Origin of the sequence: Pseudooctadecabacter sp. (assembly GCF_020627745.1) — a bacterium.
In the GTDB taxonomy this organism is placed as follows: domain Bacteria; phylum Pseudomonadota; class Alphaproteobacteria; order Rhodobacterales; family Rhodobacteraceae; genus Octadecabacter.
In genome coordinates this window covers 1-19,543 of record NZ_JAHDGE010000045.1, presented here as the reverse complement: position 1 = coordinate 19,543, position 19,543 = coordinate 1, and the positions used below count along the sequence as shown (strand labels likewise).

General features: G+C 61.2%; 22 protein-coding genes. 7 read left to right on the top strand and 15 right to left on the bottom strand.

Going from position 1 to position 19,543, the window contains the following annotated elements; genetic code table 11:
* Nucleotides 1–83 precede the first annotated feature (83 nt).
* From QZ653_RS13540 to QZ653_RS13530, 3 genes are read right to left on the bottom strand one after another with little or no spacing between them, the layout of a single operon-like run.
* Complete coding sequence (locus tag QZ653_RS13540) at nucleotides 84–1,157, bottom strand: 5-(carboxyamino)imidazole ribonucleotide synthase (RefSeq protein ID WP_296420799.1); 1,074 nt, start codon at nucleotides 1,155–1,157, stop codon at nucleotides 84–86.
* The gene (gene purE / locus QZ653_RS13535; RefSeq protein ID WP_296420798.1) at nucleotides 1,150–1,638 is read right to left on the bottom strand and encodes a 5-(carboxyamino)imidazole ribonucleotide mutase; all 489 of its coding nucleotides are present in this window, start codon (nucleotides 1,636–1,638) and stop codon (nucleotides 1,150–1,152) included. Before purE ends, QZ653_RS13540 begins: the two co-directional genes overlap by 8 nt.
* Before the next feature lie 58 nt (nucleotides 1,639–1,696).
* Nucleotides 1,697–1,927, bottom strand: a complete 231-nt coding sequence (locus QZ653_RS13530) for a YdcH family protein (RefSeq protein WP_296420796.1) — start codon at nucleotides 1,925–1,927, stop codon at nucleotides 1,697–1,699.
* A gap of 165 nt (nucleotides 1,928–2,092) precedes the next feature.
* On the opposite strand from QZ653_RS13530, the gene QZ653_RS13525 reads away from it, so the two are divergent.
* The 3 genes from QZ653_RS13525 to QZ653_RS13515 all read left to right on the top strand — a co-directional run bounded on the left by QZ653_RS13525 (nucleotide 2,093) and on the right by QZ653_RS13515 (nucleotide 3,870).
* On the top strand, nucleotides 2,093–2,506 hold the full coding sequence (locus QZ653_RS13525) for an Hsp20 family protein (RefSeq protein WP_296420795.1): 414 nt from the start codon (nucleotides 2,093–2,095) through the stop codon (nucleotides 2,504–2,506).
* A gap of 4 nt (nucleotides 2,507–2,510) precedes the next feature.
* The gene (locus QZ653_RS13520) at nucleotides 2,511–2,735 is read left to right on the top strand and encodes a DUF1150 family protein (RefSeq protein WP_296420793.1); all 225 of its coding nucleotides are present in this window, start codon (nucleotides 2,511–2,513) and stop codon (nucleotides 2,733–2,735) included.
* Nucleotides 2,736–2,829: 94 nt separating this feature from the next.
* Complete coding sequence (locus tag QZ653_RS13515; RefSeq protein ID WP_296420791.1) at nucleotides 2,830–3,870, top strand: succinylglutamate desuccinylase/aspartoacylase family protein; 1,041 nt, start codon at nucleotides 2,830–2,832, stop codon at nucleotides 3,868–3,870.
* A gap of 60 nt (nucleotides 3,871–3,930) precedes the next feature.
* On the opposite strand, the gene QZ653_RS13510 is transcribed toward QZ653_RS13515, so the two are convergent.
* The 4 genes from QZ653_RS13510 to trxB form a co-directional block, all read right to left on the bottom strand.
* Entirely contained in the window at nucleotides 3,931–5,985 is a 2,055-nt protein-coding gene (locus QZ653_RS13510; RefSeq protein WP_296420790.1) for a bifunctional sulfate adenylyltransferase/adenylylsulfate kinase, read from the bottom strand.
* A gap of 132 nt (nucleotides 5,986–6,117) precedes the next feature.
* Entirely contained in the window at nucleotides 6,118–6,426 is a 309-nt protein-coding gene (locus QZ653_RS13505; RefSeq protein ID WP_296420789.1) for a hypothetical protein, read from the bottom strand.
* A complete protein-coding gene (locus QZ653_RS13500) occupies nucleotides 6,423–6,899 on the bottom strand; it encodes a hypothetical protein (protein ID WP_296420787.1) in 477 nt (158 codons plus the stop codon). Before QZ653_RS13500 ends, QZ653_RS13505 begins: the two co-directional genes overlap by 4 nt.
* Before the next feature lie 2 nt (nucleotides 6,900–6,901).
* Nucleotides 6,902–7,912, bottom strand: a complete 1,011-nt coding sequence (gene trxB, locus QZ653_RS13495; protein WP_296420786.1) for a thioredoxin-disulfide reductase — start codon at nucleotides 7,910–7,912, stop codon at nucleotides 6,902–6,904.
* Nucleotides 7,913–8,083: 171 nt separating this feature from the next.
* Between trxB and QZ653_RS13490 the strand changes: the two genes are divergently transcribed.
* Complete coding sequence (locus QZ653_RS13490; RefSeq protein WP_296420784.1) at nucleotides 8,084–8,584, top strand: Lrp/AsnC family transcriptional regulator; 501 nt, start codon at nucleotides 8,084–8,086, stop codon at nucleotides 8,582–8,584.
* Nucleotides 8,585–8,606: 22 nt separating this feature from the next.
* Here QZ653_RS13490 and QZ653_RS13485 read toward each other — a convergent pair whose 3' ends face one another.
* The 5 genes from QZ653_RS13485 to lgt all read right to left on the bottom strand — a co-directional run bounded on the left by QZ653_RS13485 (nucleotide 8,607) and on the right by lgt (nucleotide 12,861).
* Complete coding sequence (locus tag QZ653_RS13485; RefSeq protein ID WP_296420782.1) at nucleotides 8,607–9,290, bottom strand: Hint domain-containing protein; 684 nt, start codon at nucleotides 9,288–9,290, stop codon at nucleotides 8,607–8,609.
* Nucleotides 9,291–9,705: 415 nt separating this feature from the next.
* Entirely contained in the window at nucleotides 9,706–9,873 is a 168-nt protein-coding gene (locus QZ653_RS13480; RefSeq protein WP_296420780.1) for a hypothetical protein, read from the bottom strand.
* Nucleotides 9,874–10,142: 269 nt separating this feature from the next.
* Nucleotides 10,143–10,898, bottom strand: coding sequence for a peptidoglycan editing factor PgeF (pgeF, locus tag QZ653_RS13475; protein WP_296420778.1), 756 nt, complete (start codon nucleotides 10,896–10,898; stop codon nucleotides 10,143–10,145).
* Nucleotides 10,895–11,950 (bottom strand): class I SAM-dependent methyltransferase, encoded by a 1,056-nt coding sequence (locus QZ653_RS13470; RefSeq protein ID WP_296420776.1) that lies wholly within the window; start codon nucleotides 11,948–11,950, stop codon nucleotides 10,895–10,897. Before QZ653_RS13470 ends, pgeF begins: the two co-directional genes overlap by 4 nt.
* Complete coding sequence (lgt, locus tag QZ653_RS13465; RefSeq protein WP_296420774.1) at nucleotides 11,947–12,861, bottom strand: prolipoprotein diacylglyceryl transferase; 915 nt, start codon at nucleotides 12,859–12,861, stop codon at nucleotides 11,947–11,949. Before lgt ends, QZ653_RS13470 begins: the two co-directional genes overlap by 4 nt.
* A 102-nt stretch (nucleotides 12,862–12,963) precedes the next feature.
* On the opposite strand from lgt, the gene QZ653_RS13460 reads away from it, so the two are divergent.
* From QZ653_RS13460 to QZ653_RS13450, 3 genes are all read left to right on the top strand, one after another.
* Nucleotides 12,964–13,203, top strand: coding sequence for an accessory factor UbiK family protein (locus tag QZ653_RS13460; RefSeq protein ID WP_296420772.1), 240 nt, complete (start codon nucleotides 12,964–12,966; stop codon nucleotides 13,201–13,203).
* A gap of 339 nt (nucleotides 13,204–13,542) precedes the next feature.
* Nucleotides 13,543–16,482: an isoleucine--tRNA ligase gene (ileS, locus tag QZ653_RS13455; protein ID WP_296420771.1), complete on the top strand. Its 2,940-nt coding sequence runs from the start codon at nucleotides 13,543–13,545 to the stop codon at nucleotides 16,480–16,482.
* 74 nt (nucleotides 16,483–16,556) lie between these two features.
* Nucleotides 16,557–17,009, top strand: a complete 453-nt coding sequence (locus tag QZ653_RS13450) for a methylated-DNA--[protein]-cysteine S-methyltransferase (protein WP_296420768.1) — start codon at nucleotides 16,557–16,559, stop codon at nucleotides 17,007–17,009.
* 65 nt (nucleotides 17,010–17,074) lie between these two features.
* On the opposite strand, the gene QZ653_RS13445 is transcribed toward QZ653_RS13450, so the two are convergent.
* From QZ653_RS13445 to QZ653_RS13435, 3 genes are read right to left on the bottom strand one after another with little or no spacing between them, the layout of a single operon-like run.
* Nucleotides 17,075–17,770: a CDP-alcohol phosphatidyltransferase family protein gene (locus tag QZ653_RS13445; RefSeq protein ID WP_296420767.1), complete on the bottom strand. Its 696-nt coding sequence runs from the start codon at nucleotides 17,768–17,770 to the stop codon at nucleotides 17,075–17,077.
* Nucleotides 17,771–17,812: 42 nt separating this feature from the next.
* On the bottom strand, nucleotides 17,813–18,730 hold the full coding sequence (locus QZ653_RS13440) for a tyrosine recombinase XerC (RefSeq protein WP_296420765.1): 918 nt from the start codon (nucleotides 18,728–18,730) through the stop codon (nucleotides 17,813–17,815).
* Nucleotides 18,730–19,437: a DUF484 family protein gene (locus QZ653_RS13435; RefSeq protein WP_296420763.1), complete on the bottom strand. Its 708-nt coding sequence runs from the start codon at nucleotides 19,435–19,437 to the stop codon at nucleotides 18,730–18,732. Before QZ653_RS13435 ends, QZ653_RS13440 begins: the two co-directional genes overlap by 1 nt.
* Nucleotides 19,438–19,543 lie beyond the last annotated feature (106 nt).

Here is a 19,543-nt window from a genome sequence, read left to right as displayed (position 1 = left end):
GAGGTTTTCAGCCGAGAACAGGCGGAGCCCAAAGACGTCTTGCGAAGGTCGCAGGGGGGTGTCTCTGCGACAGAAGGGTTGGGCTAGGTCGCGGGGCCGGTGACGGTGTTGATATGGCCCATCTTACGGCCCGGTTTGGCGTCGGCTTTGCCGTAAAGATGGATCGCGGTGTTGGTGGTCGCGATGTCGGGGATGCGGTCCACATCGTCGCCGATCAGGTTTTCCATGACCACATTTGAATGGCGGCTGCCATCGCCCAAAGGCCAGCCCGCAACGGCGCGGATATGTTGTTCAAACTGGTCGATGGCGCAGCCGGCCTGCGTCCAGTGGCCCGAATTGTGCACGCGCGGTGCGATTTCATTGACGATCAGACCGCCTGTGGTGACGAACAACTCAACCCCCATCGTGCCGACATAGTCCAGCGCGTTCAGGATGTTGGCCGTCAGCAGAACCGCGTCGGTGCGCTGGGCGGGCGTCAGTTTGGCGGGCACCGTTGTGGTGTGCAAAATGCCGTTGGTGTGCACGTTTTCGCCCGGATCAAAGCAGGCGATAGATCCGTCGAGACTGCGGGTGCCGATGACCGAAACCTCATGGCTGAAGTCGATGAACCCTTCGAGGATCGCAGGCGCGCCTGCCATATCCGCGATGGCCCTCGTTGCATCCTGCGGGGACATCAGCCGCGACTGGCCCTTGCCGTCATAGCCCATTCGGCGGGTTTTCAGGATCGCGGGTGTGCCGATCTGGTCGATCGCCTGTTGCAGGCTTTCGGCTGTGTCCACGGCTGCATAGGGGGCGGTTTGCAGGCCGATGCGGGTCAGGAAGTTTTTTTCGGTGAAGCGGTCCTGCGATGTGGCCAGCGCGGTGCGTCCGGGATGGATGGGGGCGTGGGCCTCGATCGTGTCGAGCGCGTCGGTGGGAATGTTTTCGAATTCAAAGGTGACCACGTCGCAGGATTTGGCGAACTGGGTCAGCGCCTCGATATCATCGTAGCCTTTTTGAAAATGGTAGTTTGCCACATGGGAGGCGGGACAATCTCCGCCCGGTTCAAAAATGCAGGTCTTGAACCCCAGACGGGATGCCGCCACGGACAGCATCCGGCCCAGTTGGCCGCCACCCAGAATGCCTATGGTGGCACCGGTTTTCAAAGGCTCAGTCATCGACAGGCTCCTGCGGGATAGAGGCGGAGAGGGCGTCTCGCCAAGCGTCCAAACGCTGGGCAAGGTCCGCGTCTTGCAGCGCGAGGATGCCAGCTGCCATGAGGGCGGCGTTGGCCGCACCGGCCGCGCCGATGGCCATGGTGGCCACGGGGAAGCCTTTGGGCATTTGCACAATGGAATAGAGGCTGTCGACGCCGCTGAGCGCCTTGGTCTGCACCGGCACACCGATGACCGGCACGCGGGTCTTGGACGCCATCATGCCGGGCAGGTGGGCGGCCCCGCCAGCGCCTGCGATGATAACCTGCAGGCCGCGGTCTGCAGCCTCTTTGCCGTAGCTCCACAGACGGTCGGGGGTGCGGTGGGCAGAGACGATCTTGGCCTCGTAAGGGATGCCAAGCTCATCCAGAAGCGTCGCGGCCTCGCGCATTGTGGACCAGTCGGACTGGCTGCCCATAATGATCCCGACGGGTGGGGTTGTCATGTCGTCGCACCTTTCGCTGTTGGGGGCGTGTTACCGCGCAGGCGCAAGGGGCGCAACGTCAAGCAATGATGTCGGGTGTTGTGCGGTCTTCGAGGACAGCAATTTTGTCCTTCAGCCCCAGTTTTTGCTTTTTCAGACGTTTGACGGTCAGCATATCGGCGGTGCCTGTGGCCTCAAGCGCGCGGATGGCGTCATCAAGGTCACGGTGTTCCTGTCGCAACACGCCGAGTTCGATGCGCAAAACGTCAAGCTGTTCCATACGGGCGGAGCTGTTCATGAGCGAATCCATTGCGGCAACAGGGTGAACCCTGAATGTAAGGGCAAGGGCCCTCAAAACAAAGGAAAACCGCGCGGGGCCGGGTTGCAACTGCCCTTTGGGCTGCCCATATTCGTCATGTGGCTGCCGCATCAGGGGCCACAAATTGAGATGTCGCTTGCATTGAGGACGTGTCGTATGACGAAACTGACTTTGGGAACGCATCCGTTCCTTCTTGGCTTTGAAGAGCTGGAACGGCTGGTGGAACGCACCGCCAAATCCGGCAACGAAGGCTATCCCCCCTACAATATTGAGCAAACGTCGCAGACGTCCTACCGCATCACCCTCGCCGTGGCGGGATTTTCGGAACAAGATCTGTCGATCACCGTTGAGGATAACCAGTTGGTCATCCGCGGGCGCCAGACCGATGACAGCGAAGGGCGCGTATTTTTGCATCGCGGTATCGCGGCGCGGCAGTTCCAGCGGTCATTCGTGTTGGCCGAAGGTGTCGATGTGGGTGAGGCGATCATGGAAAACGGATTGCTGCATGTCGATCTAAGCCGGTCGGTGCCCGAAACGGTGGTGCAGACGATCAATATTCGGAAAGGATAGAGCGATGGATACCAAATTTGATTTTTCCGACATGGGTGACCGTTTGGTCTACGTCAAAGCGGTGGCCGTTGCCGATCTGCCCGACGAAGTGCGCGAGGCGGCGGGTGATCTGGACGAATTGTTTGCCGTTCATGACAGCGAGGGTCAGCAGCTTGCCTTGGTGGCTGAGCGCGAGATGGCTTTTGTGCTGGCGCGCCAGCATGACATGCAGCCGGTGACGGTTCACTGACGTCCCCGTGGGGGCGCGGGCCGGGATTTGCATATTTTAGCGTTGCGCAGGCGGCGGTTTTGGCAAAGGTGGCAGGGACCAGCAGGGGCCTGACATGAGCAGACGCAAACCATTCGAATTTGCCGGAGAGACGATTGACGGGGGCAGCCGCCGCACGGTGGATGTTCCCGTTTCTGTTTTGTCCGATCACACACCAATCAGCCTGCGGGTGCATGTGATCCACGGCAAACGGCCCGGCCCCACAGTTTTCGTAAGCGCCGCCGTCCACGGGGATGAGGTCATGGGCGTCGAAGTCGCGCGGCGGCTGTTGCAGTCCGAATTGCTGGATAAATTGCGGGGCACATTGATGGTCGTGCCCATTGTCAATGCGTTCGGGTTTCACAACCGGTCGCGGTATCTGCCAGACCGGCGTGATCTGAACAGGTCATTCCCCGGCTCCCCCCAGGGGTCGCTGGCGTCCAGATTGGCGGAAATTTTCCTGCAACGCGTGGTCAGGCGCTGCGATCTGGGGATTGATCTGCATTCGGCGGCGATCCATCGCACAAACCTGCCGCAGGTGCGGATTTCACCGGACAACCCCCGTACGAAAGCGTTGGCGGATGTGTTCGGCGCGCCTGTAATCCTGACATCATCGCTGCGCGAGGGGTCCCTTCGGGCGGAGGCCAAGGCCGCAGGTGTCGATGTGCTGCTTTATGAGGCAGGTGAGGGGCTGCGGTTTGATGAAATGGCCGCGCGGGCTGGTGTGGCCGGTATCCTGCGGGTGTTGCGACACATGGATATGTTGCCCGCCAAAGGCATCGCCAAGGCCAAGGTTGCGCCGCTGATGTGCCGGTCCAGCCGCTGGTTGCGCGCGCCTGCGGGCGGGTTGCTGCGGACCTATCGTGGCGATGGCGACGTGGTGGAGGCGGGCGATATCCTTGCCTCCGTGTCGGACCCCTTCGGGACGGAGGAGGTTGAACTTGTGGCACCCTCTGGCGGGATTATCATCGGGCGGGCAGTGATGCCTGTGGTGAATGAGGGCGATGCGGTGTTCCATCTGGCCGATGTGCGCCACGAGGACCCAGCACAAGCGGTGGAGGATCTGGCCACCCAGCTTGAGAATTCGCCCTTGTTTGATGAGGATGAAATTATCTAAAGCGCGAACGCAAAAGCGCCCCCGAATTGGGGGCGCTCTGTTTTGTCCGACGACGCAGGATCACTCGGCGGCGATCAGGCCCATGCTTTCCAGCTTCAGCAGGACCTGATGGGCGCAGTTGTCGACATCCACGTTTTCGGTTTCGACCCGCAGTTCGGGATCGGCGGGCACGTCATAGGGGTCTGAAATGCCTGTGAATTCCTTGATCTTGCCTTCGCGTGCCAATTTATAAAGACCCTTGCGGTCGCGGCGTTCGCATTCCTCGATTGAGGTCGCGACGTGGACTTCGACGAAGGCACCGAAGGCTTCGATATCTTCGCGCACGGCCCGGCGGGTCGTGGCATAGGGCGCGATAGGCGCACAGATCGCGATGCCGCCGTTTTTGGTGATCTCGGACGCGACATAGCCGATGCGGCGAATGTTCAGGTCACGGTGTTCTTTGGAAAAGCCCAACTCGGACGACAGATTTTTGCGCACGATGTCCCCGTCCAGCAGCGTCACCGGACGTCCGCCCATTTCCATCAGTTTCACCATCAGCGCGTTGGCGATGGTGGATTTTCCGGAGCCTGAGAAGCCGGTGAAAAACACGGTGAAGCCCTGCTTGGAACGCGGCGGTTTGGTGCGGCGCAATTCCTTCACGACCTCGGGGAAGGAGAACCATTCAGGAATCTCCAGACCTTCGGCCAGACGGCGGCGCAATTCGGTGCCGGAGATGTTGAGGATCGTGACCTTGTCCTTGTCCTCGATCTCGTCGATCGCTTCGTATTGGGCGCGCTCATCGACCCAAACCATATGTTTGAAGTCGACCATTTCGATGCCCATTTCTTCCTGATGTTCGCGGAACAGGTCCTGCGCATCATAGGGGCCGTAGAAATCTTCACCGGCGGAGTTGGAACCGGGGCCTGCGTGGTCGCGGCCGACGATGAAATGCGTGCAGCCGTGGTTTTTGCGGATCAGGCCGTGCCAGACAGCCTCACGCGGGCCTGCCATGCGCATGGCAAGGTTCAGCAGCGACATGGAGGTGGTGGAGGCAGGGTATTTGTCCAGCACCGCCTCATAGCAGCGCACGCGGGTGAAATGGTCCACATCGCCGGGCTTTGTCAGGCCCACAACAGGGTGGATCAACAGGTTGGCCTGCGCTTCGCGGGCTGCGCGGAACGTCAGTTCCTGATGCGCGCGGTGCAGGGGGTTGCGGGTTTGGAAGGCCACGACCTTGCGCCAGCCCATCTTGCGGAAATAGGCGCGCAATTCGTTGGGCGTGTCGCGACGGGCGCGGAAATCATAGTGCACGGGCTGCTGGATGCCGGTGACGGGACCGCCCAGATAGATTTTGCCAGCTTGGTTGTGCAGGTAGTTCACGGCAGGGTGTGCGTCGTCGTCGGCGCCGAAGACCTTTTCGGCCTCTTTCGCCTTGTTCGGCGTCCAACGGTCGGTGACGGTCATGGTCGCAAGGATCACGCCTTCCTGGTCGCGCAGGGCGATGTCCTGACCAATCTCAAGCGATGCAGCGAAATCTTCGCTGACATCAAGGGTGATTGGCATGGGCCAAAGTTCGCCCGTTGTCAGGCGCATGGTGTCGACGACAGAATTGTAATCGTCCTCGGACAGGAAGCCCTTTAGCGGGTTGAAGCCGCCGTTCATCAGCAGTTCCAGATCGCAGATCTGGCGCGGTGTCAGGTCATGGGAGGTCAGATCGCCCGCCTCGACCTTCAGCTTTTGTGCGCTGTCATAGGAAACATAAAGTTCAGGGATCGGTGCCAGGTTGTTTTGCATCATAGTGGTCCTGTTGTTGGGCGGAACATAGCCGCTGGAGGTGCCGGTGAGTTCCGCATGAAGCGCGTCGTATTCGGCGAATTTTCGGGCGAGGAAATGATCGGTAAGGCGTGCCTGTTCGGTGGCCCCACGGTGGGTCAGAACATAAGCGACCCGTTTGCGGCGGTCGCTGCCGTCCAGATCGCTGGTTTGAATGAGGCCGTTGGTCATGGCTGTCTTTAGCAGGCCGTTGAAGCGCCCCAACGACACGCCCACTGCCTGCGCCATGTCGCGCTGTGAGGCGCGGGGCGTCAGATTGACCTGACGAAGCAGGCGAAAGAGGGCCTCTTCTTCGTTGGTCATAGGGGCAGGGCGCGGTGTGGTCACGACATCGACTCAGGGTTTGTTCATTCGTGAACGCATTTAGCGGAGAAAGTTTGTTCAGGAAAGAACAAACTTAGCGGATGGTAAAGGGGTGTCGCCCAAGCGCACCAATTATGGGCGGCGTTTGGGGGTTTTGCCGCGAAAGATCAGCGATTGGGCATCAAGCGCCCAAAGGTCCGCATCGCCGGTCAGAATATCCTCGGCCAAGGCCACAGCGCGGTGGGCCTGATCTTCGGTCAGGTTCTTATAGGCGGGTCTGGCAATGTGATCATACCAGACGCCGCCTGCGATATGATCGAGGATAATGCGCTGAAAACAGTGGTCATTTACGACAGGCCAGTCGCGGTGCCGCGCCGCCTGCGGCAATGTCTCGCGCGTAAGCATCAGGTAGTGATCAACGACTGCTGCCGTGTCCGTCATTGCGCCTGACGGCTGTGGGCAAAGGCGGCTGCGATGCGGTCATTGGCGGCGTCAGGGCCAATTTCGGCCCAAGTGGTCGTGATCTTCGACTGGTCCCCGTCGCCATGAAACAGGCGCGTCACCTCATGGACCGTTTCACGATTGCCGCCGTTCTGGGAGGGGGCATTCGTCACTTCCTGCCCGGCGTCGACGGCTGTGATCTGCGCCCAGGCCAGTTTGCGCCCGTCGGGCCATTCAACACCCTCGGGCGTCAGCGTGATCACAGGGCGGGAGATGAAAATACCGCCCCAGATCAACGCCGCGATGGCAAGAACAGCGCTCAGAAACACCGTCGGCGTCATGAAAGCCGCGCCGAAGGTTTCGGCGTCCGGCACGGAAATCGCGACGGCAATTCCCACCACGGCCAATGCCGGCACCGCAAAAAGCAGTAGGGACATCGGGGATTTCTTGATCGGGCCGTAGAGGTCAGACATGACTATTCCGCCGGTTCGTTTTCGGCACCGTAGCCCAGCGGTTCGGAATGATCCGCCGACGGTCCCGCATCTTCCCCGTGTTCGGCCAGGAACCGCTCCGCTTCCAACGCCGCCATGCAGCCCATTCCGGCGCTCGTCACGGCCTGGCGGTATTTGTGATCGGTCAGATCGCCTGCGGCAAAGACACCGGGGATCGAGGTTTCGGTGCTGTCCGGTTTGGTCACTACATAGCCGCCCATGTGGGTTTCAAGCACGTCCTTGACCAGCTCATTGGCGGGCGCGTGGCCGATGGCGATGAACACGCCCTTGGCAGGGATGTCCGTAACGGCGCCGGTTTTGACGTGTTTGACCTTGATGCCTTCGACGCCCAAGGGGCTGTCGCCGCCATAGACTTCGTCCAGTTGGTGATCCCAAAGCGGTTCGATCTTGGGGTTTTTCATCAGCCGGTCGATCAGGATTTTTTCAGCACGCAATTCATCGCGGCGGTGCACCAGCGTGACCTTGGAGGCGAAGTTGGTGAGGAACAGCGCCTCTTCCACCGCGGTATTGCCGCCGCCGACCACGACAATTTCCTGCCCGCGATAAAAGAACCCGTCGCAGGTGGCACAGGCGGAAACGCCGAAGCCTTTGAATTTTTCCTCTGACGGCAGGCCCAGCCATTTGGCGCGTGCGCCGGTCGCCAGGATGATTGCGTCGGCCTCATACACGGTGCCGCTGTCGGATTGGCACACGAAGGGACGTTTGGAGAAGTCGACGGAGGAGATGATGTCGCCGATAATCTCGCAGCCCATGGCGCGGGCGTGGGCCTCCATCCTTACCATCAGGTCAGGGCCTTGGACTTCGGTGTCGCCGGGCCAGTTTTCGACCTCCGTGGTGGTGGTCAGCTGGCCGCCCGGTTCAATTCCTTGCACGAGGATCGGGTCCAGCATGGCGCGGCTGGCGTAGACGCCTGCGGTATAGCCTGCGGGGCCGGAACCCACGATCAGAACTTTGGTTTTGCGTGTATCGGCCATGTCAGAATCCCCAGTTGCTGACCCAAGATATACGCGGGGCAGTGCAGGGGGAAAGGGGGGATCGCAGCGCTGTGATAAGGCGAAATCATCTTGCGAGGCGTTGAAAGATTATTGCGTATGACAGCGGTGTCGCATATGTTTTGCAACAGCCAATAGGGGATGCACGCAACGATGCCTGGACAAAAGCTTGATGAAATCGACCGGATGATCCTTGCGGAATTGCAGGCCGACGGTCGGATGACGAATGTCGAACTGGCCAAACGGGTTGGCATTTCCGCCCCGCCGTGTCTGCGGCGCGTGCGCACTTTGGAAGAACAGGGGTTCATTCGCGGCTATCATGCGGACGTCAACGCGCGTGAACTGGGGTTCGAGGTTCAGGTGTTTGCCATGGTCGGCCTTGTCAGTCAGGCCGAGGCGGATTTGAGCGCGTTTGAGGCGCGTTGCAAGGGCTGGCCGCTGGTCCGAGAGTGCCACATGCTCAATGGCGAGGTGGATTTTATCCTCAAATGTGTGGCGCCTGATTTGCGCACCTTCCAGAATTTCCTGACAGAGGATCTGCTGCGCGCGGACAACGTGGCCTCGGTCAAGACGTCGCTCGTGATCCGGGGTGCGAAAGATGACCCCGGCGTGCCGTTTGACGTCCTTGAGGCACGATTGAAGCTGGACGACTAGGCTGGCAGGGCAGGCCTTGCCCTTAGGCGACGACGCCGAAGTCCAGATCGTGCAGCGACAGGCGCGGATGGGACAACAGCCCGAAATCCTCGATCCGGTCCATGTGGGGAAACAGGCTCATATAGACGGCAAGAAGATCGCCGCGCAGGCCCAGTTCGTGCCGCGCGCCGGGGTTCTGGCTGTCGATTTCGACACCCCCGACGACGATCCGTTCATGGGTGGCAAAGCCCAGTTGGAACGCCTGCACGGCGGTGGGAGGCTGGACCGCGACCACGTTGATACCGTCGATGAAATCAGCAGCCGGGACAAAGGCCGCATCGTGTCCTGTAACCCGTTGCAGGGTCGGGGACCGGTGGAACAATCGCGCCGCAGGTCCCAGCAACAGGTCGGACAAGGGCCGCGCGATGCCCAGACTGTCTGCAGACATGCGGATCAACCTGTTCATACGGCTGCCTTTGTCGCCGCTGTTGGGCACGATTGAAATGCCACCGCGCCACAGCACTTTCTGGAACCCGTTGGCGACGGTGTGCACCATATCACCCGGCAGAATATCTTCGATCGCGACTGTTCCGCGATCGGTTTTCAGCAGCCCGCCACGGGCAATCGCGCCAAAGCTGTTTTCGAAAGCGGGGGTTGCGGGGGCAAGGCGGGTGAAATCGTCGATGTCCCCGTTGGGCAGAAGATGGACGACCTCGTATCTGCGCATAAGAGGCTGGCTGCGCTGAGGTCGTCCGTCTGTCTGAGCGAACCGGGCTGAGGAGGCCACCGGTGCTTTTATGTCGGTCACCGCATGTGCAGCGGTGAGTGGGGTCTTCGGTATCATGCGATCATCCAAACGGGTTGGTCACACATCTGTCGGCCCCACCGACAACATCTGAGGAACGTTGTAGTTGTCCCAAATGTGGCCGGACGGACCGGTTTGCGTCAAACAAAACCGCAAAATCCCGCCGTTGGGCGATCAATGGCGGTTTTGGAGGCTGGATTGTTCATGATTGGAAAACGAGGCTGCCACATTTGGAGACACGGGGCAGGCCTGCAGACGCGAATCGCCGCCCCGGAGAATGCGACGGGGCGGCGATTGGCAAGCTGACGGGAGGGGTCAGCGCATGTGTTGGGGGGCCTTAAGCGGCGGGACGGGCCGTGCGCTGTGGCATCAGGGCCAGTTGTTCCACCGCGCGGCGGCTGGCGATAAACGCCTGACGGCGCAGGCCGCGTTCCCACGGCATTTTGGTGGTGCAGGCTTCGGCCTCGGCGATGGTGGAGGCGATCCAACGGGTGTGTTTTGTCATCGGGTTGATCCCTATTGCTGATGTGCTGCTCGATAAGGGTAAGATGACGGGAGATAGGGGCAGCAGTTGGGCCGAAGGGTAAATTTTTAAGAAAATTTGGTGCGATTGCTGCGGGAAATGTGACCAGCGTGCCTAGGCCCGTTGCGCCAATTGTGGCGTTATTTCATAGCGGTTTGAGAACAATGTCGCCCGTTGACCCCTTACTGTTTCGCCAATACTGGGGCAGCGCCGTGGCGATCCCTGCCGCATTCTTGTCGAAAAGCCGCACCCTAAAGCGTGATGGCCGCGATCAGGCGACCGTAATCAGCCTCTTTGTTATGGGTCGTGCGCCGGTAGCTGTAGAATCGATCGGGGTCGGAATAGGTGCAATGGCGCGTCCATTCGGCGTGGCCCACGCCAGCCTCCCGCAGGCGGTGCAGGCCCAAGGCGGGCAGGTCAAACAACATCCGGTCGCCTGTTCCTTGGACAAAGAACCGCGCAAAGGCGGGGTCTTTGGCGATGAAGTCGTCGAAGAACTCTGGCCCGACCTCATAGGCGCGTTGACTGATCGAAGGGCCGATGACCGCGTGGGTGTTGGCGCGGGTCGCGCCCAAAGCCTCCATCGCGTCGAGGGTCGATTCCAACACCCCCGACAGTGCGCCCTTCCAGCCCGCATGGGTGGCGCCGATGACGCCTGCGTCATGATCGGCAAAGAGAACGGGTTGGCAATCAGCGGACAACACCGACAGCGCAAGGCCGCGGGTTGCTGTGACCAGACCGTCCGCCTTTGGTTTGTCGGTGCTGGCTTGCGTCACGGTGATGACGTCGGCGGAATGGATCTGGTGCACGCCCATCAGATGGTCCAGCGGCACACCCATGGCGTCTGCCACGCGGGTGCGGTTGATGGTCACCGCCTCATGCTGGTCAGAGCTTCCGGTGCCGCAATTCAGACCCTCGAACACGCCAGACGATGCGCCGCCACGTCGGGTGAAGAACCCGTGGCGCAGCGGGGCGAGGGCGTCGGCTGTGATGATCTCAAGCGTCATGGGTCCAATCCCGGTGGGGGGGCCGCGCCTTCGGGGTAGAGCGCGATCACTTTGAACAGGGTCCCCATTTCGCTGGGGTGCGTCAAGCGGCGGTGGGCCGCGATATGCGCGTCAAGCGCCGGACCGCTGAGGTTTGCGGCCAAGGTCTGCGCACGCTGCGTGATCCCGAGCCGTTCCAGAAACACGCCTTGCGGGGTGACGCGGCTGTAGCGCGCGGGGGCGGCGTTCTGTGCAATCGCCTCAAAATCCACATGGGCCGTCAGGTCCGCTGTGCCGGGGGCCGCGAAGGGATCAACGGGCGCGTGGTTTTGCAGGGCCTGCAATGTGTCCCCAAGGGACCGCCAATCGCCGTAGTCGATAAACAGTGCAGTGCCACGATGGGTGGCGATGGTTTGTGCGATGGTCTGCACAAGGCCGGGCAGGGCCGGGCAATGTTCCACGATGTCCCCCGCTTTGGTGTCCTTCAGCCGGTGATCCAGCAGCGCGATGGGCGCAGGGGCCGAAAGGCCGGCGGTGAGGGTGGCCTCACCGCCGCCGATCATCACCTCTCGCCAGCCGCCATCGTCGCGGTGGAACTGGCGGATCGGCAGCGCATCAAGGAATTCATTGGCCACAAGAAACAGTGGCAGGTCGGGCAGACTGGTGATGTCGTCGTGCCACTGGGCCTGCGGCACACGCTTGGCCTGTTCTGCCCGCAATGTAGGCGAGGCTTCGACAAGGTGGATTTGCGCGGCCTCGGCAAAGCCCGCCACGCGGGCTGTGGCCCGCAGGATATCCGCCATGAGCGTGCCGCGACCGGGGCCAAGTTCGACCAGCGCAAAAGGGGCGGGCGCCCCTTGGTCAAGCCACGCCTGCGCCAGCGCCAACCCGATCATTTCGCCAAACATCTGGCTGATCTCAGGTGCGGTGGTGAAATCCCCCTCGGCCCCCAACGGGTCGCGGGTGGAATAATAGCCAAGGGTCGGGTGCAACAAGGCCTCGGCCATATAGTCGGCCAGCGACATGGGCCCATGGGCCGCGATGCGGGCCAGCATGTGTTGGGTCAGCGTCATGCGCGTGAGCGGGTGATCACGATAAGCGCCAAACCGGCGACGATCATCGGGATCGACAGGGCCTGTCCTTGGGTCAGGCCCCATGTGCCGAAATCATAGGCCCAGCCGATGGGGTTGTCCGCGCTTTGGAACTGCTGGTCGGGCTGGCGTACGAATTCCACCGCGAACCGCGACAACCCGTAGCCCAGCAGGAAGACCGCCACCAGCGACCAGCGCCGTTTGAGCCATCCGTAGACAAAGGCGAGGGTGAGGATCACCGCGCCGAGGATCAGCCCCTCAAGCGCTGCCTCATAAAGCTGGCTGGGGTGGCGGGGGACCTCTGCGCCGGTGTAGAACCACTCGCCCGCCGCCTGACAGGCCTGACGGGCGGGATCCACGCACATTTGCGGAAAGGTGACGGCCCATGGCACGTCCGTGGCGCGCCCGTAAAGTTCGGCGTTGATGAAATTGGCCAAGCGGACCAGCAGGATGGATGGCGTCGCGGTGAGGGCAAGGATATTGGCCACATCGCCCAGTGCCGCCCCATAGCGGCGCGCGCAGACCACGACGGCAATGCAGACCCCGATGAAGCCGCCATGAAACGACATGCCGCCGTCCCAGATGCGAAAGACGTCGAGGGGATTTTCGGCGTATTGTCCGTTGCCGTAGAACAAGACGTAACCAAAACGCCCGCCTGCGATCACGCCGATGATCACCCATGTCAGCAGGTCCTCGATCTGATCGCGGGTCAGGGGCGGGGTGTCGTTGGCCCAAAGGGCAGGGCGATTGATGGCGCGGGTGGCGATCCACCAGCCAATCAGGATGCCCACGATATAGCCCATGGCATACCAACGCAGTGCAAAGGTAAAGCCAAAGACCGTGATCTGGAAGATCACCGGTGAGATATCGGGAAAGGGGATTGCGGCCAACATGGCCCCTTTAGTGCCCCGTGAAGCGGCGATGTCAACACCACTCATGCCTTGTTTCGGGGCAGGTCTGGCCCCATATAGACCCCAACAGACAGGAGATGTGCCATGCAGACGCGCAACAAGGTTTTTGACGATTTATCCCAGCTTATGACCAACGCCATGGGCGTGGCCCAAGGGGCCAAGGATGAGGCTCAGACGGCGATGTCGTCCATGGTGGACCGCTGGTTGGCCGACCGTGATTTCGTCACCCGCGAGGAATTCGAAGCGGTGCGGACTATGGCGCAAAAGGCGCGTGAAGAGAACGCGGCACTTTTGGCGCGGATCGAAGCGCTTGAGGGCAAGTAAGCGGAGCGGCTGCGCCGCGCTGTTTTATTGATTGGGGAAGGGCTGCCGCTGGGTGGCCCTTTGTCGTTTGGGGTGGTCGCCTGTGGTGGACCTTGGGATTCTAGGTATTTTTGAACCAGAGAAACAGGGCGGGGTGCCGGGCCACGTGCCGAGCACCGGGCCCCAGCGGTGGGTTGTCGTGGCGCGCTTTGTTGGTATAACGCGCCCCATGATGATGCGTCTGATCCAGATTATTCGAATTACATCCCCGGCGCTGTGAAAGCAGACGCCGGGAAAAGGTGTATGAGCGATCCGCACCGCCGCTTTCCTTGACATTTTCCGAACCGAAGGACGCCCCAGATGTGCGCCGAAAAGACCGCTGAGACGAACGAATACAAAGACACCCTGAACCTGCCCCGCACGGAGTTTCCCATGCGTGCGGGCCTGCCCAAACGCGAGCCCGAGTGGCTGGATCGTTGGGTGGAGATGGATGTCTATGGCAAGCTGCGCCAGAAGGCGAAGGCCGAGAGCCGCGCGCCGTTCACGCTGCATGATGGGCCACCCTATGCCAACGGGCATCTGCACATTGGTCATGCGCTCAACAAGATCCTGAAGGACATGGTGGTCCGGTCCCAGCAAATGATGGGACGCGATGCGCGCTATATCCCCGGTTGGGATTGTCACGGATTGCCGATCGAGTGGAAGATCGAGGAAAAGTACCGCGAGAAGGGCCAGGACAAGGACGCCGTGGATGTGGTGGAGTTCCGTCAGGAGTGCCGCGATTTTGCCGCGGGCTGGGTGGATATCCAGCGTGAGGAATTCAAGCGCCTTGGCATCACCGGCAACTGGGATGACCCCTATCTGACGATGAATTTCCATGCCGAACGGGTCATCGCCGAGGAATTCCAGAAGTTCCTGATGACCGGCACGCTGTATCAAGGGTCCAAGCCTGTGATGTGGTCACCGGTGGAGCAAACGGCGCTGGCCGAGGCCGAGGTGGAGTATCATGACAAGGAAAGTTTCACGATCTGGGTGAAGTTTGCCGTCGCGACTGCGGGCGATCTGGAGGGGGCGAAGGTCGTCATCTGGACCACCACACCTTGGACGATCCCGTCCAACAAGGCGGTCGTGTTTGGGGCCGACTATTCCTATGGCCTGTATGAAATCACCGGCACGCCGGAAGAAAGCTGGGTCTCGGTTGGGGAACGGTTTTTGGTGGCTGACAAGCTGGCTGGCGACGTGTTTACAAAGGCGCGGCTGGAAGAGGGCATGTGGACGCGGGTTCGCGATGTCACTGCCGATGAACTGTCTGGCCTGTCGCTGAAGCACCCGCTGGCGGGCACTGAAGGATCGAACGGCGAATGGGACGACCTGCGCGATTTCCGCGCCGCTGATTTTGTCACCGACGAGGAAGGCACGGGCTTTGTGCATTGTGCGCCGTCCCACGGGATGGAGGAATTCGAGCTTTACCGTGATCTTGGGATGCTCGATCAGGTGTTGACCTACAACGTGATGGACGATGGCACCTTCCGCGAGGACCTGCCGTTCTTTGGCGGCAAACGCATCCTGCGTGAGAAGGCCAAGAAGGGGAACTGGGAGGGCGATGCCAACGCCGCGATCATGTCCAAGCTGGCTGAGGTCGGCGGGCTGTTGGCGCGCGGCAAGATCAAGCACTCTTATCCCCACAGCTGGCGCTCCAAAGCGCCGGTGATCTATCGCAATACGCCGCAGTGGTTTGCCGCCGTGGATAAGGCCGTAGGCGATGGGCAGGACGATTATGGCACCACGATCCGCGAACGGGCGCTCAGGTCGATTGATGAGCTGGTGACGTGGACCCCGCAGAAGGGCCGCAACCGACTGTATTCCATGATCGAGGCGCGGCCGGATTGGGTGTTGTCGCGCCAACGCGCTTGGGGTGTGCCGCTGACCTGTTTTGTGCGTGCAGGGGCCAAACCCACGGATGCGGATTATCTGCTGCGCGACGAGGCTGTGAACGCGCGGATTTTGCAGGCGTTTGAGGAAGAAGGCGCGGATGCCTGGTACAAACCGGGGGCAAAGGCGCGGTTCTTGGGCAATGAATACGACCCCGAAGAGTGGGTGCAGGTCATGGACATCCTGGATGTCTGGTTCGATTCCGGATCGACCCATGCGTTTACCTTGCGCGACCGTGAGGACGGGTCCGAAGACGGTCTGGCCGATCTCTATCTGGAAGGCACCGACCAGCACCGCGGTTGGTTCCATTCATCCATGTTGCAGGGCTGCGGGACCATCGGGCGCGCGCCCTATCGTGGCGTATTGACCCACGGGTTCACGCTGGATGAAAAGGGCATGAAGATGTCCAAATCCATCGGCAACACCGTGGCCCCTGAAAAGGTCGTTCAGCAATATGGCGCGGATATCTTGCGGCTTTGGGTGGCGCAGGCGGATTATACGGTCGATCTGCGGATCGGGGATGAAATCCTCAAAGGTGTGGCCGACAGCTATCGCCGCTTGCGCAACACCGTCCGTTTCATGCTGGGGTCCTTGGCGGACTACGATCCGTCCAAGGCGGTGGCCATGGAGGATATGCCGGAGTTGGAACGGCTGATCCTGCACAAGCTGGCCGTGTTGGACGGCGTGGTGCGTGACGGCTATGCGGCTTACGATTTCCAGGGCGTGTTCCGTGCGATCTTTGAATTTGCGACGCTGGATTTGTCGTCGTTCTATTTCGATGTCCGCAAGGATGCTCTTTATTGTGATGGTGACAGCCCACGGCGGTTGGCGGCCCTGACGGTGCTGGATGCGCTCTATGCGCGGTTGACCACGTGGCTGGCCCCGATCCTGACCTTTACGATGGAAGAGGTCTGGCTGGAACGCAATGACGCCGACACATCGGTCCATCTGGTGGACTTCCCCGAAACACCAGCGGACTGGCGCGACGATGCGTTGGCCGCGCGGTCTGAAACCGTGCGCGCAGTGCGCCGCGTTGTGACAGGGGCCTTGGAGGGTCAGCGGACAGCCAAGGTGATCGGGTCGTCGTTGGAGGCGGCCCCACAGGTCTATCTGTCGGATGAGCTGGCTGCGATCATCACCAATCCCGACACCTTTGCGGACCTGTGCATCACCAGCCAGATCGACCTTATCGAAGGGGACGCACCTGAGGGCGCGTTCATGCTGGATGACGTGCCCGGTGTGGGCGTGGTCTTTGACAAGGCTGAGGGGCAGAAGTGCCAGCGGTGCTGGAAAATCCTGCCAGACGTGGGCACGCATGATCATGCCGGTGTCTGCGGACGCTGCGACAAGGCCTTGTCGGACGGCTAGGCCAAAATTCCCGAATTTTGGCGATGGCGCAGGAAACGGATTGAGGGGGCATGGGCGATCTGGGAGGATGGCCCATGTTCAGTTTGACCGTTAGCACGCAATTCGGGCCATTGACCGTTCATGAGGAGGACGGCGCGATTGTGCGCCTGAACTGGGACGGACAGGGCCGCGATGACACGCCCCTTCTGGCGGAGGCCGCAGCCCAGTTGCGGGCTTATGATGCAGGCCGTTTGACTCTATTCGATCTGCCGCTGCGTGTGGCGGGGTCAGATTTTCAACGCGCGGTCTGCGCGCAGATGCAGGCTATTCCCCACGGTGAGACGGTGACCTACGGTGACATTGCCAAGGCGCTGGGTGCGCCGGCGCAGGCTGTTGGGTCTGCCTGCGGGGGCAATCCGGTTCCGGTCATTATCCCGTGCCATCGTGTGATGGGTGCGAAGGGTTTGACGGGGTTTTCCGGCAAAGGCGGGGTCGAGACGAAAGTGGCGCTGTTGCGCCATGAAGGCGCGGGCGGCTTTTTGATCTGACGGGCGGGATATTGAGTTTTTCTGGCCAGATGAAGGGGGACCGGGTGGGTGTCCTGAAAGGGGGGTCAACCCTCAGGTCCATGCAGCAGTTGCTGTGCCGCGCCGGCGAACAGAAGATAGACCGATGTGACCATCAGACCCCAGAAGACCACAGGCGAGGGGTCGAATGAGGCCCATGCCGCAAATCCTGCAAGCATGGTCCATGCAAAGGCCATCGGCAGGGACAGCCACCGCCACCGCTGTGTCCGCGTCGGGTGGATGAATTTGACCGGCACGAACATGGCCGCCGACAGCACGGCAATCAGGATCAGGCAGGCCCACCAAGGCGGCGTCAGGGCAAAGAGCACGAGGATCAACATGTTCCAACATCCCGGAAAGCCCGAAAACGAATAGTCGGAGGTCTTCATGCGGGTGTCTGCAAAGTAAAGCGCCGACGTGAAGGTAATCACGATGATCGCCACCCAGCCCGACCATCCGTCCATCAGCCCTGACGCATAAAGCGCATAGGCGGGGATAAACACATAGGTCAGATAGTCGATGATCAGGTCCAGCAGCACCCCGTCGAACTGCGGCGCGTGCTGTTTGACGTCATATTTGCGCGCCAACGGCCCGTCGATCCCGTCCACGGCAAAGGCCACAATGAGCCAGACGAACATCGCGGCCCAATCGCGGTTGATCGCTTCCAACATGGCGAGCATGGCGAAGACGGCTCCGGTGGCGGTCAGCCAGTGAACGGCGAGGGCTTTATATGCGGCGGTCATGGCGGGCTACATGACGGATTTGGGGGCAGGGGGCAAGTCCGACTACCCGGCCTTGGGATGGGCTGCGTCGTAGACTTCCATCAGACGGGCGGTGTCCACAGCGGTGTAGGCTTGCGTGGTTGACAGTGACGCATGGCCCAGCAATTCCTGAATGGCGCGCAGATCGCCGCCTGCGTTCAACAGATGCGTGGCAAAGCTGTGTCGCATGGCGTGGGGTGTTGCCGTGGCAGGCAGACCCAGTTGCATTCGGGCCTGCGCCATCACCGTCTGGATCGCACGGGGGTAAAGGGGCCCGCCACGGGTGCCGCGAAAGATCGGGCTGTCGGGCTCTGCGGGATAGGGGCAGGCACGCAGATAGGCCGCCACGGCCGCGCGGGCCGCAGGCAGAACAGGCACCAGCCGTTCCTTTCCACCCTTGCCCTTTATGCGCAGCGTGTCGGGCAGGGGCACATCGCGCCCGGTGAGGGCCAAAGCCTCCGATATGCGCAGCCCGCAGCCGTAAAGCAGCGTCACCACGGCTGTATCCCGCGCTGCGATCCAGGGGTCTCGCGCTTGGATCTCCACCGTGTCGATCATGGCGCGTGCCGCATCGGGGGCCAGTGGACGGGGGAGCTTCTTTTGAAACTTGGGGGAGCGGGTGGACAACACGGCGGTGGGTTCGAACCCTTCCCGCTCCGCCAGCCATGCATAGAAGGTCTTGACCGCAGACAGGCTGCGCGCAAGGGACCGTGCCGCGACCCCGCGTCCCCGTTCATGGGCCATCCATGCACGCATATCGCTGACGGTGATCCGGCTGAGGGGGCCAAGCCCTTGGGCGCCGCCATGGTGTTGCGTCATGAATCCCAGAAAGCCCAGCACATCGGTCTGATAGGCTTTTAACGTGTTGTCAGCCGCCCCGTTCAAGGCGCGCTGGTGGTCCAGCCATCCCGCCAAAGCATCCGTCAGGGCCGCGCTGATCATCAGCTGAGCCAGCGCCGCATCACCCTCTCGAACACGCCGGTGAAGAAGGTCAGCAGGTCGGTCCCTTGTTGGGGTGTAAACTGATGAGGGTCCTCTGATCCGAGGATCAACATTCCCGGAAGCCGACCAACGCCCAAATCAAGACGCAAACAGGCCTCCGACCGGATGTAGGATGCCTTGTCGCCAAAAATCTCGGTGTCGTCCGTACTGACCTGACGCAATGTGACCTGTCGCGCAGGTGCAGACCGGCCCAGTGAAATATAGTCCTGCACAAAGCCGGGTTCTGCCACAGACAAAATATCACTCAGCTGCGCGATCGCGGGGTCCGCTTCGTTCGACGCGGATTCGAGGACCAGACGCACCGCATCCACCCGCAAAATATCGGCCACCTCGCCACGCAGATCGCGCAGGAACGGCTCAAACCGTGTGGCATCCATCATCCTCAGGATCGCACGATGGATTTGGTTGGTGCCCGCCAGATTTTCGTAGGCGGCCGCAATGACGTTGCGGTGGGTGTCTTCGAGCCGGTCCAGCCGCGCCTCAAGCCGGTCCATGGCGATGCCGCGCAGATCAACGATGTTCCCGCCCATCGTCGCCTCGTTCGCCGTGATAAGGGCGCGCATGATATCCTGGTCTTCCAGAACGGCCTGCGGGTCGGACATGATTTTTGACCGAACGTCGTCGGTCAGAAGGGGATCACTGCTCATCACTCGTCTCGTCTATTGATTGATGAGGTGTTTAGCAGGCGCGCCCGCCGCCGCGCTAGGGTTATTTCAGATGCCCTCAAAGTGTTGCACGCCCGCACGTGTCTGC

What these genes read in the sequence shown, in the direction of transcription:
- QZ653_RS13540 (WP_296420799.1), bottom strand. Translation starts at nt 1,157, where the DNA reads ATGACTGAGCCTTTGAAAACCGGTGCCACCATAGGCATTCTGGGTGGC.
- purE (WP_296420798.1), bottom strand. Translation starts at nt 1,638, where the DNA reads ATGACAACCCCACCCGTCGGGATCATTATGGGCAGCCAGTCCGACTGG.
- QZ653_RS13530 (WP_296420796.1), bottom strand. Translation starts at nt 1,927, where the DNA reads ATGGATTCGCTCATGAACAGCTCCGCCCGTATGGAACAGCTTGACGTT.
- QZ653_RS13525 (WP_296420795.1), top strand. Translation starts at nt 2,093, where the DNA reads ATGACGAAACTGACTTTGGGAACGCATCCGTTCCTTCTTGGCTTTGAA.
- QZ653_RS13520 (WP_296420793.1), top strand. Translation starts at nt 2,511, where the DNA reads ATGGATACCAAATTTGATTTTTCCGACATGGGTGACCGTTTGGTCTAC.
- QZ653_RS13515 (WP_296420791.1), top strand. Translation starts at nt 2,830, where the DNA reads ATGAGCAGACGCAAACCATTCGAATTTGCCGGAGAGACGATTGACGGG.
- QZ653_RS13510 (WP_296420790.1), bottom strand. Translation starts at nt 5,985, where the DNA reads ATGACCAACGAAGAAGAGGCCCTCTTTCGCCTGCTTCGTCAGGTCAAT.
- QZ653_RS13505 (WP_296420789.1), bottom strand. Translation starts at nt 6,426, where the DNA reads ATGACGGACACGGCAGCAGTCGTTGATCACTACCTGATGCTTACGCGC.
- QZ653_RS13500 (WP_296420787.1), bottom strand. Translation starts at nt 6,899, where the DNA reads ATGTCTGACCTCTACGGCCCGATCAAGAAATCCCCGATGTCCCTACTG.
- trxB (WP_296420786.1), bottom strand. Translation starts at nt 7,912, where the DNA reads ATGGCCGATACACGCAAAACCAAAGTTCTGATCGTGGGTTCCGGCCCC.
- QZ653_RS13490 (WP_296420784.1), top strand. Translation starts at nt 8,084, where the DNA reads ATGCCTGGACAAAAGCTTGATGAAATCGACCGGATGATCCTTGCGGAA.
- QZ653_RS13485 (WP_296420782.1), bottom strand. Translation starts at nt 9,290, where the DNA reads ATGCGCAGATACGAGGTCGTCCATCTTCTGCCCAACGGGGACATCGAC.
- QZ653_RS13480 (WP_296420780.1), bottom strand. Translation starts at nt 9,873, where the DNA reads ATGACAAAACACACCCGTTGGATCGCCTCCACCATCGCCGAGGCCGAA.
- pgeF (WP_296420778.1), bottom strand. Translation starts at nt 10,898, where the DNA reads ATGACGCTTGAGATCATCACAGCCGACGCCCTCGCCCCGCTGCGCCAC.
- QZ653_RS13470 (WP_296420776.1), bottom strand. Translation starts at nt 11,950, where the DNA reads ATGACGCTGACCCAACACATGCTGGCCCGCATCGCGGCCCATGGGCCC.
- lgt (WP_296420774.1), bottom strand. Translation starts at nt 12,861, where the DNA reads ATGTTGGCCGCAATCCCCTTTCCCGATATCTCACCGGTGATCTTCCAG.
- QZ653_RS13460 (WP_296420772.1), top strand. Translation starts at nt 12,964, where the DNA reads ATGCAGACGCGCAACAAGGTTTTTGACGATTTATCCCAGCTTATGACC.
- ileS (WP_296420771.1), top strand. Translation starts at nt 13,543, where the DNA reads ATGTGCGCCGAAAAGACCGCTGAGACGAACGAATACAAAGACACCCTG.
- QZ653_RS13450 (WP_296420768.1), top strand. Translation starts at nt 16,557, where the DNA reads ATGTTCAGTTTGACCGTTAGCACGCAATTCGGGCCATTGACCGTTCAT.
- QZ653_RS13445 (WP_296420767.1), bottom strand. Translation starts at nt 17,770, where the DNA reads ATGACCGCCGCATATAAAGCCCTCGCCGTTCACTGGCTGACCGCCACC.
- QZ653_RS13440 (WP_296420765.1), bottom strand. Translation starts at nt 18,730, where the DNA reads ATGATCAGCGCGGCCCTGACGGATGCTTTGGCGGGATGGCTGGACCAC.
- QZ653_RS13435 (WP_296420763.1), bottom strand. Translation starts at nt 19,437, where the DNA reads ATGAGCAGTGATCCCCTTCTGACCGACGACGTTCGGTCAAAAATCATG.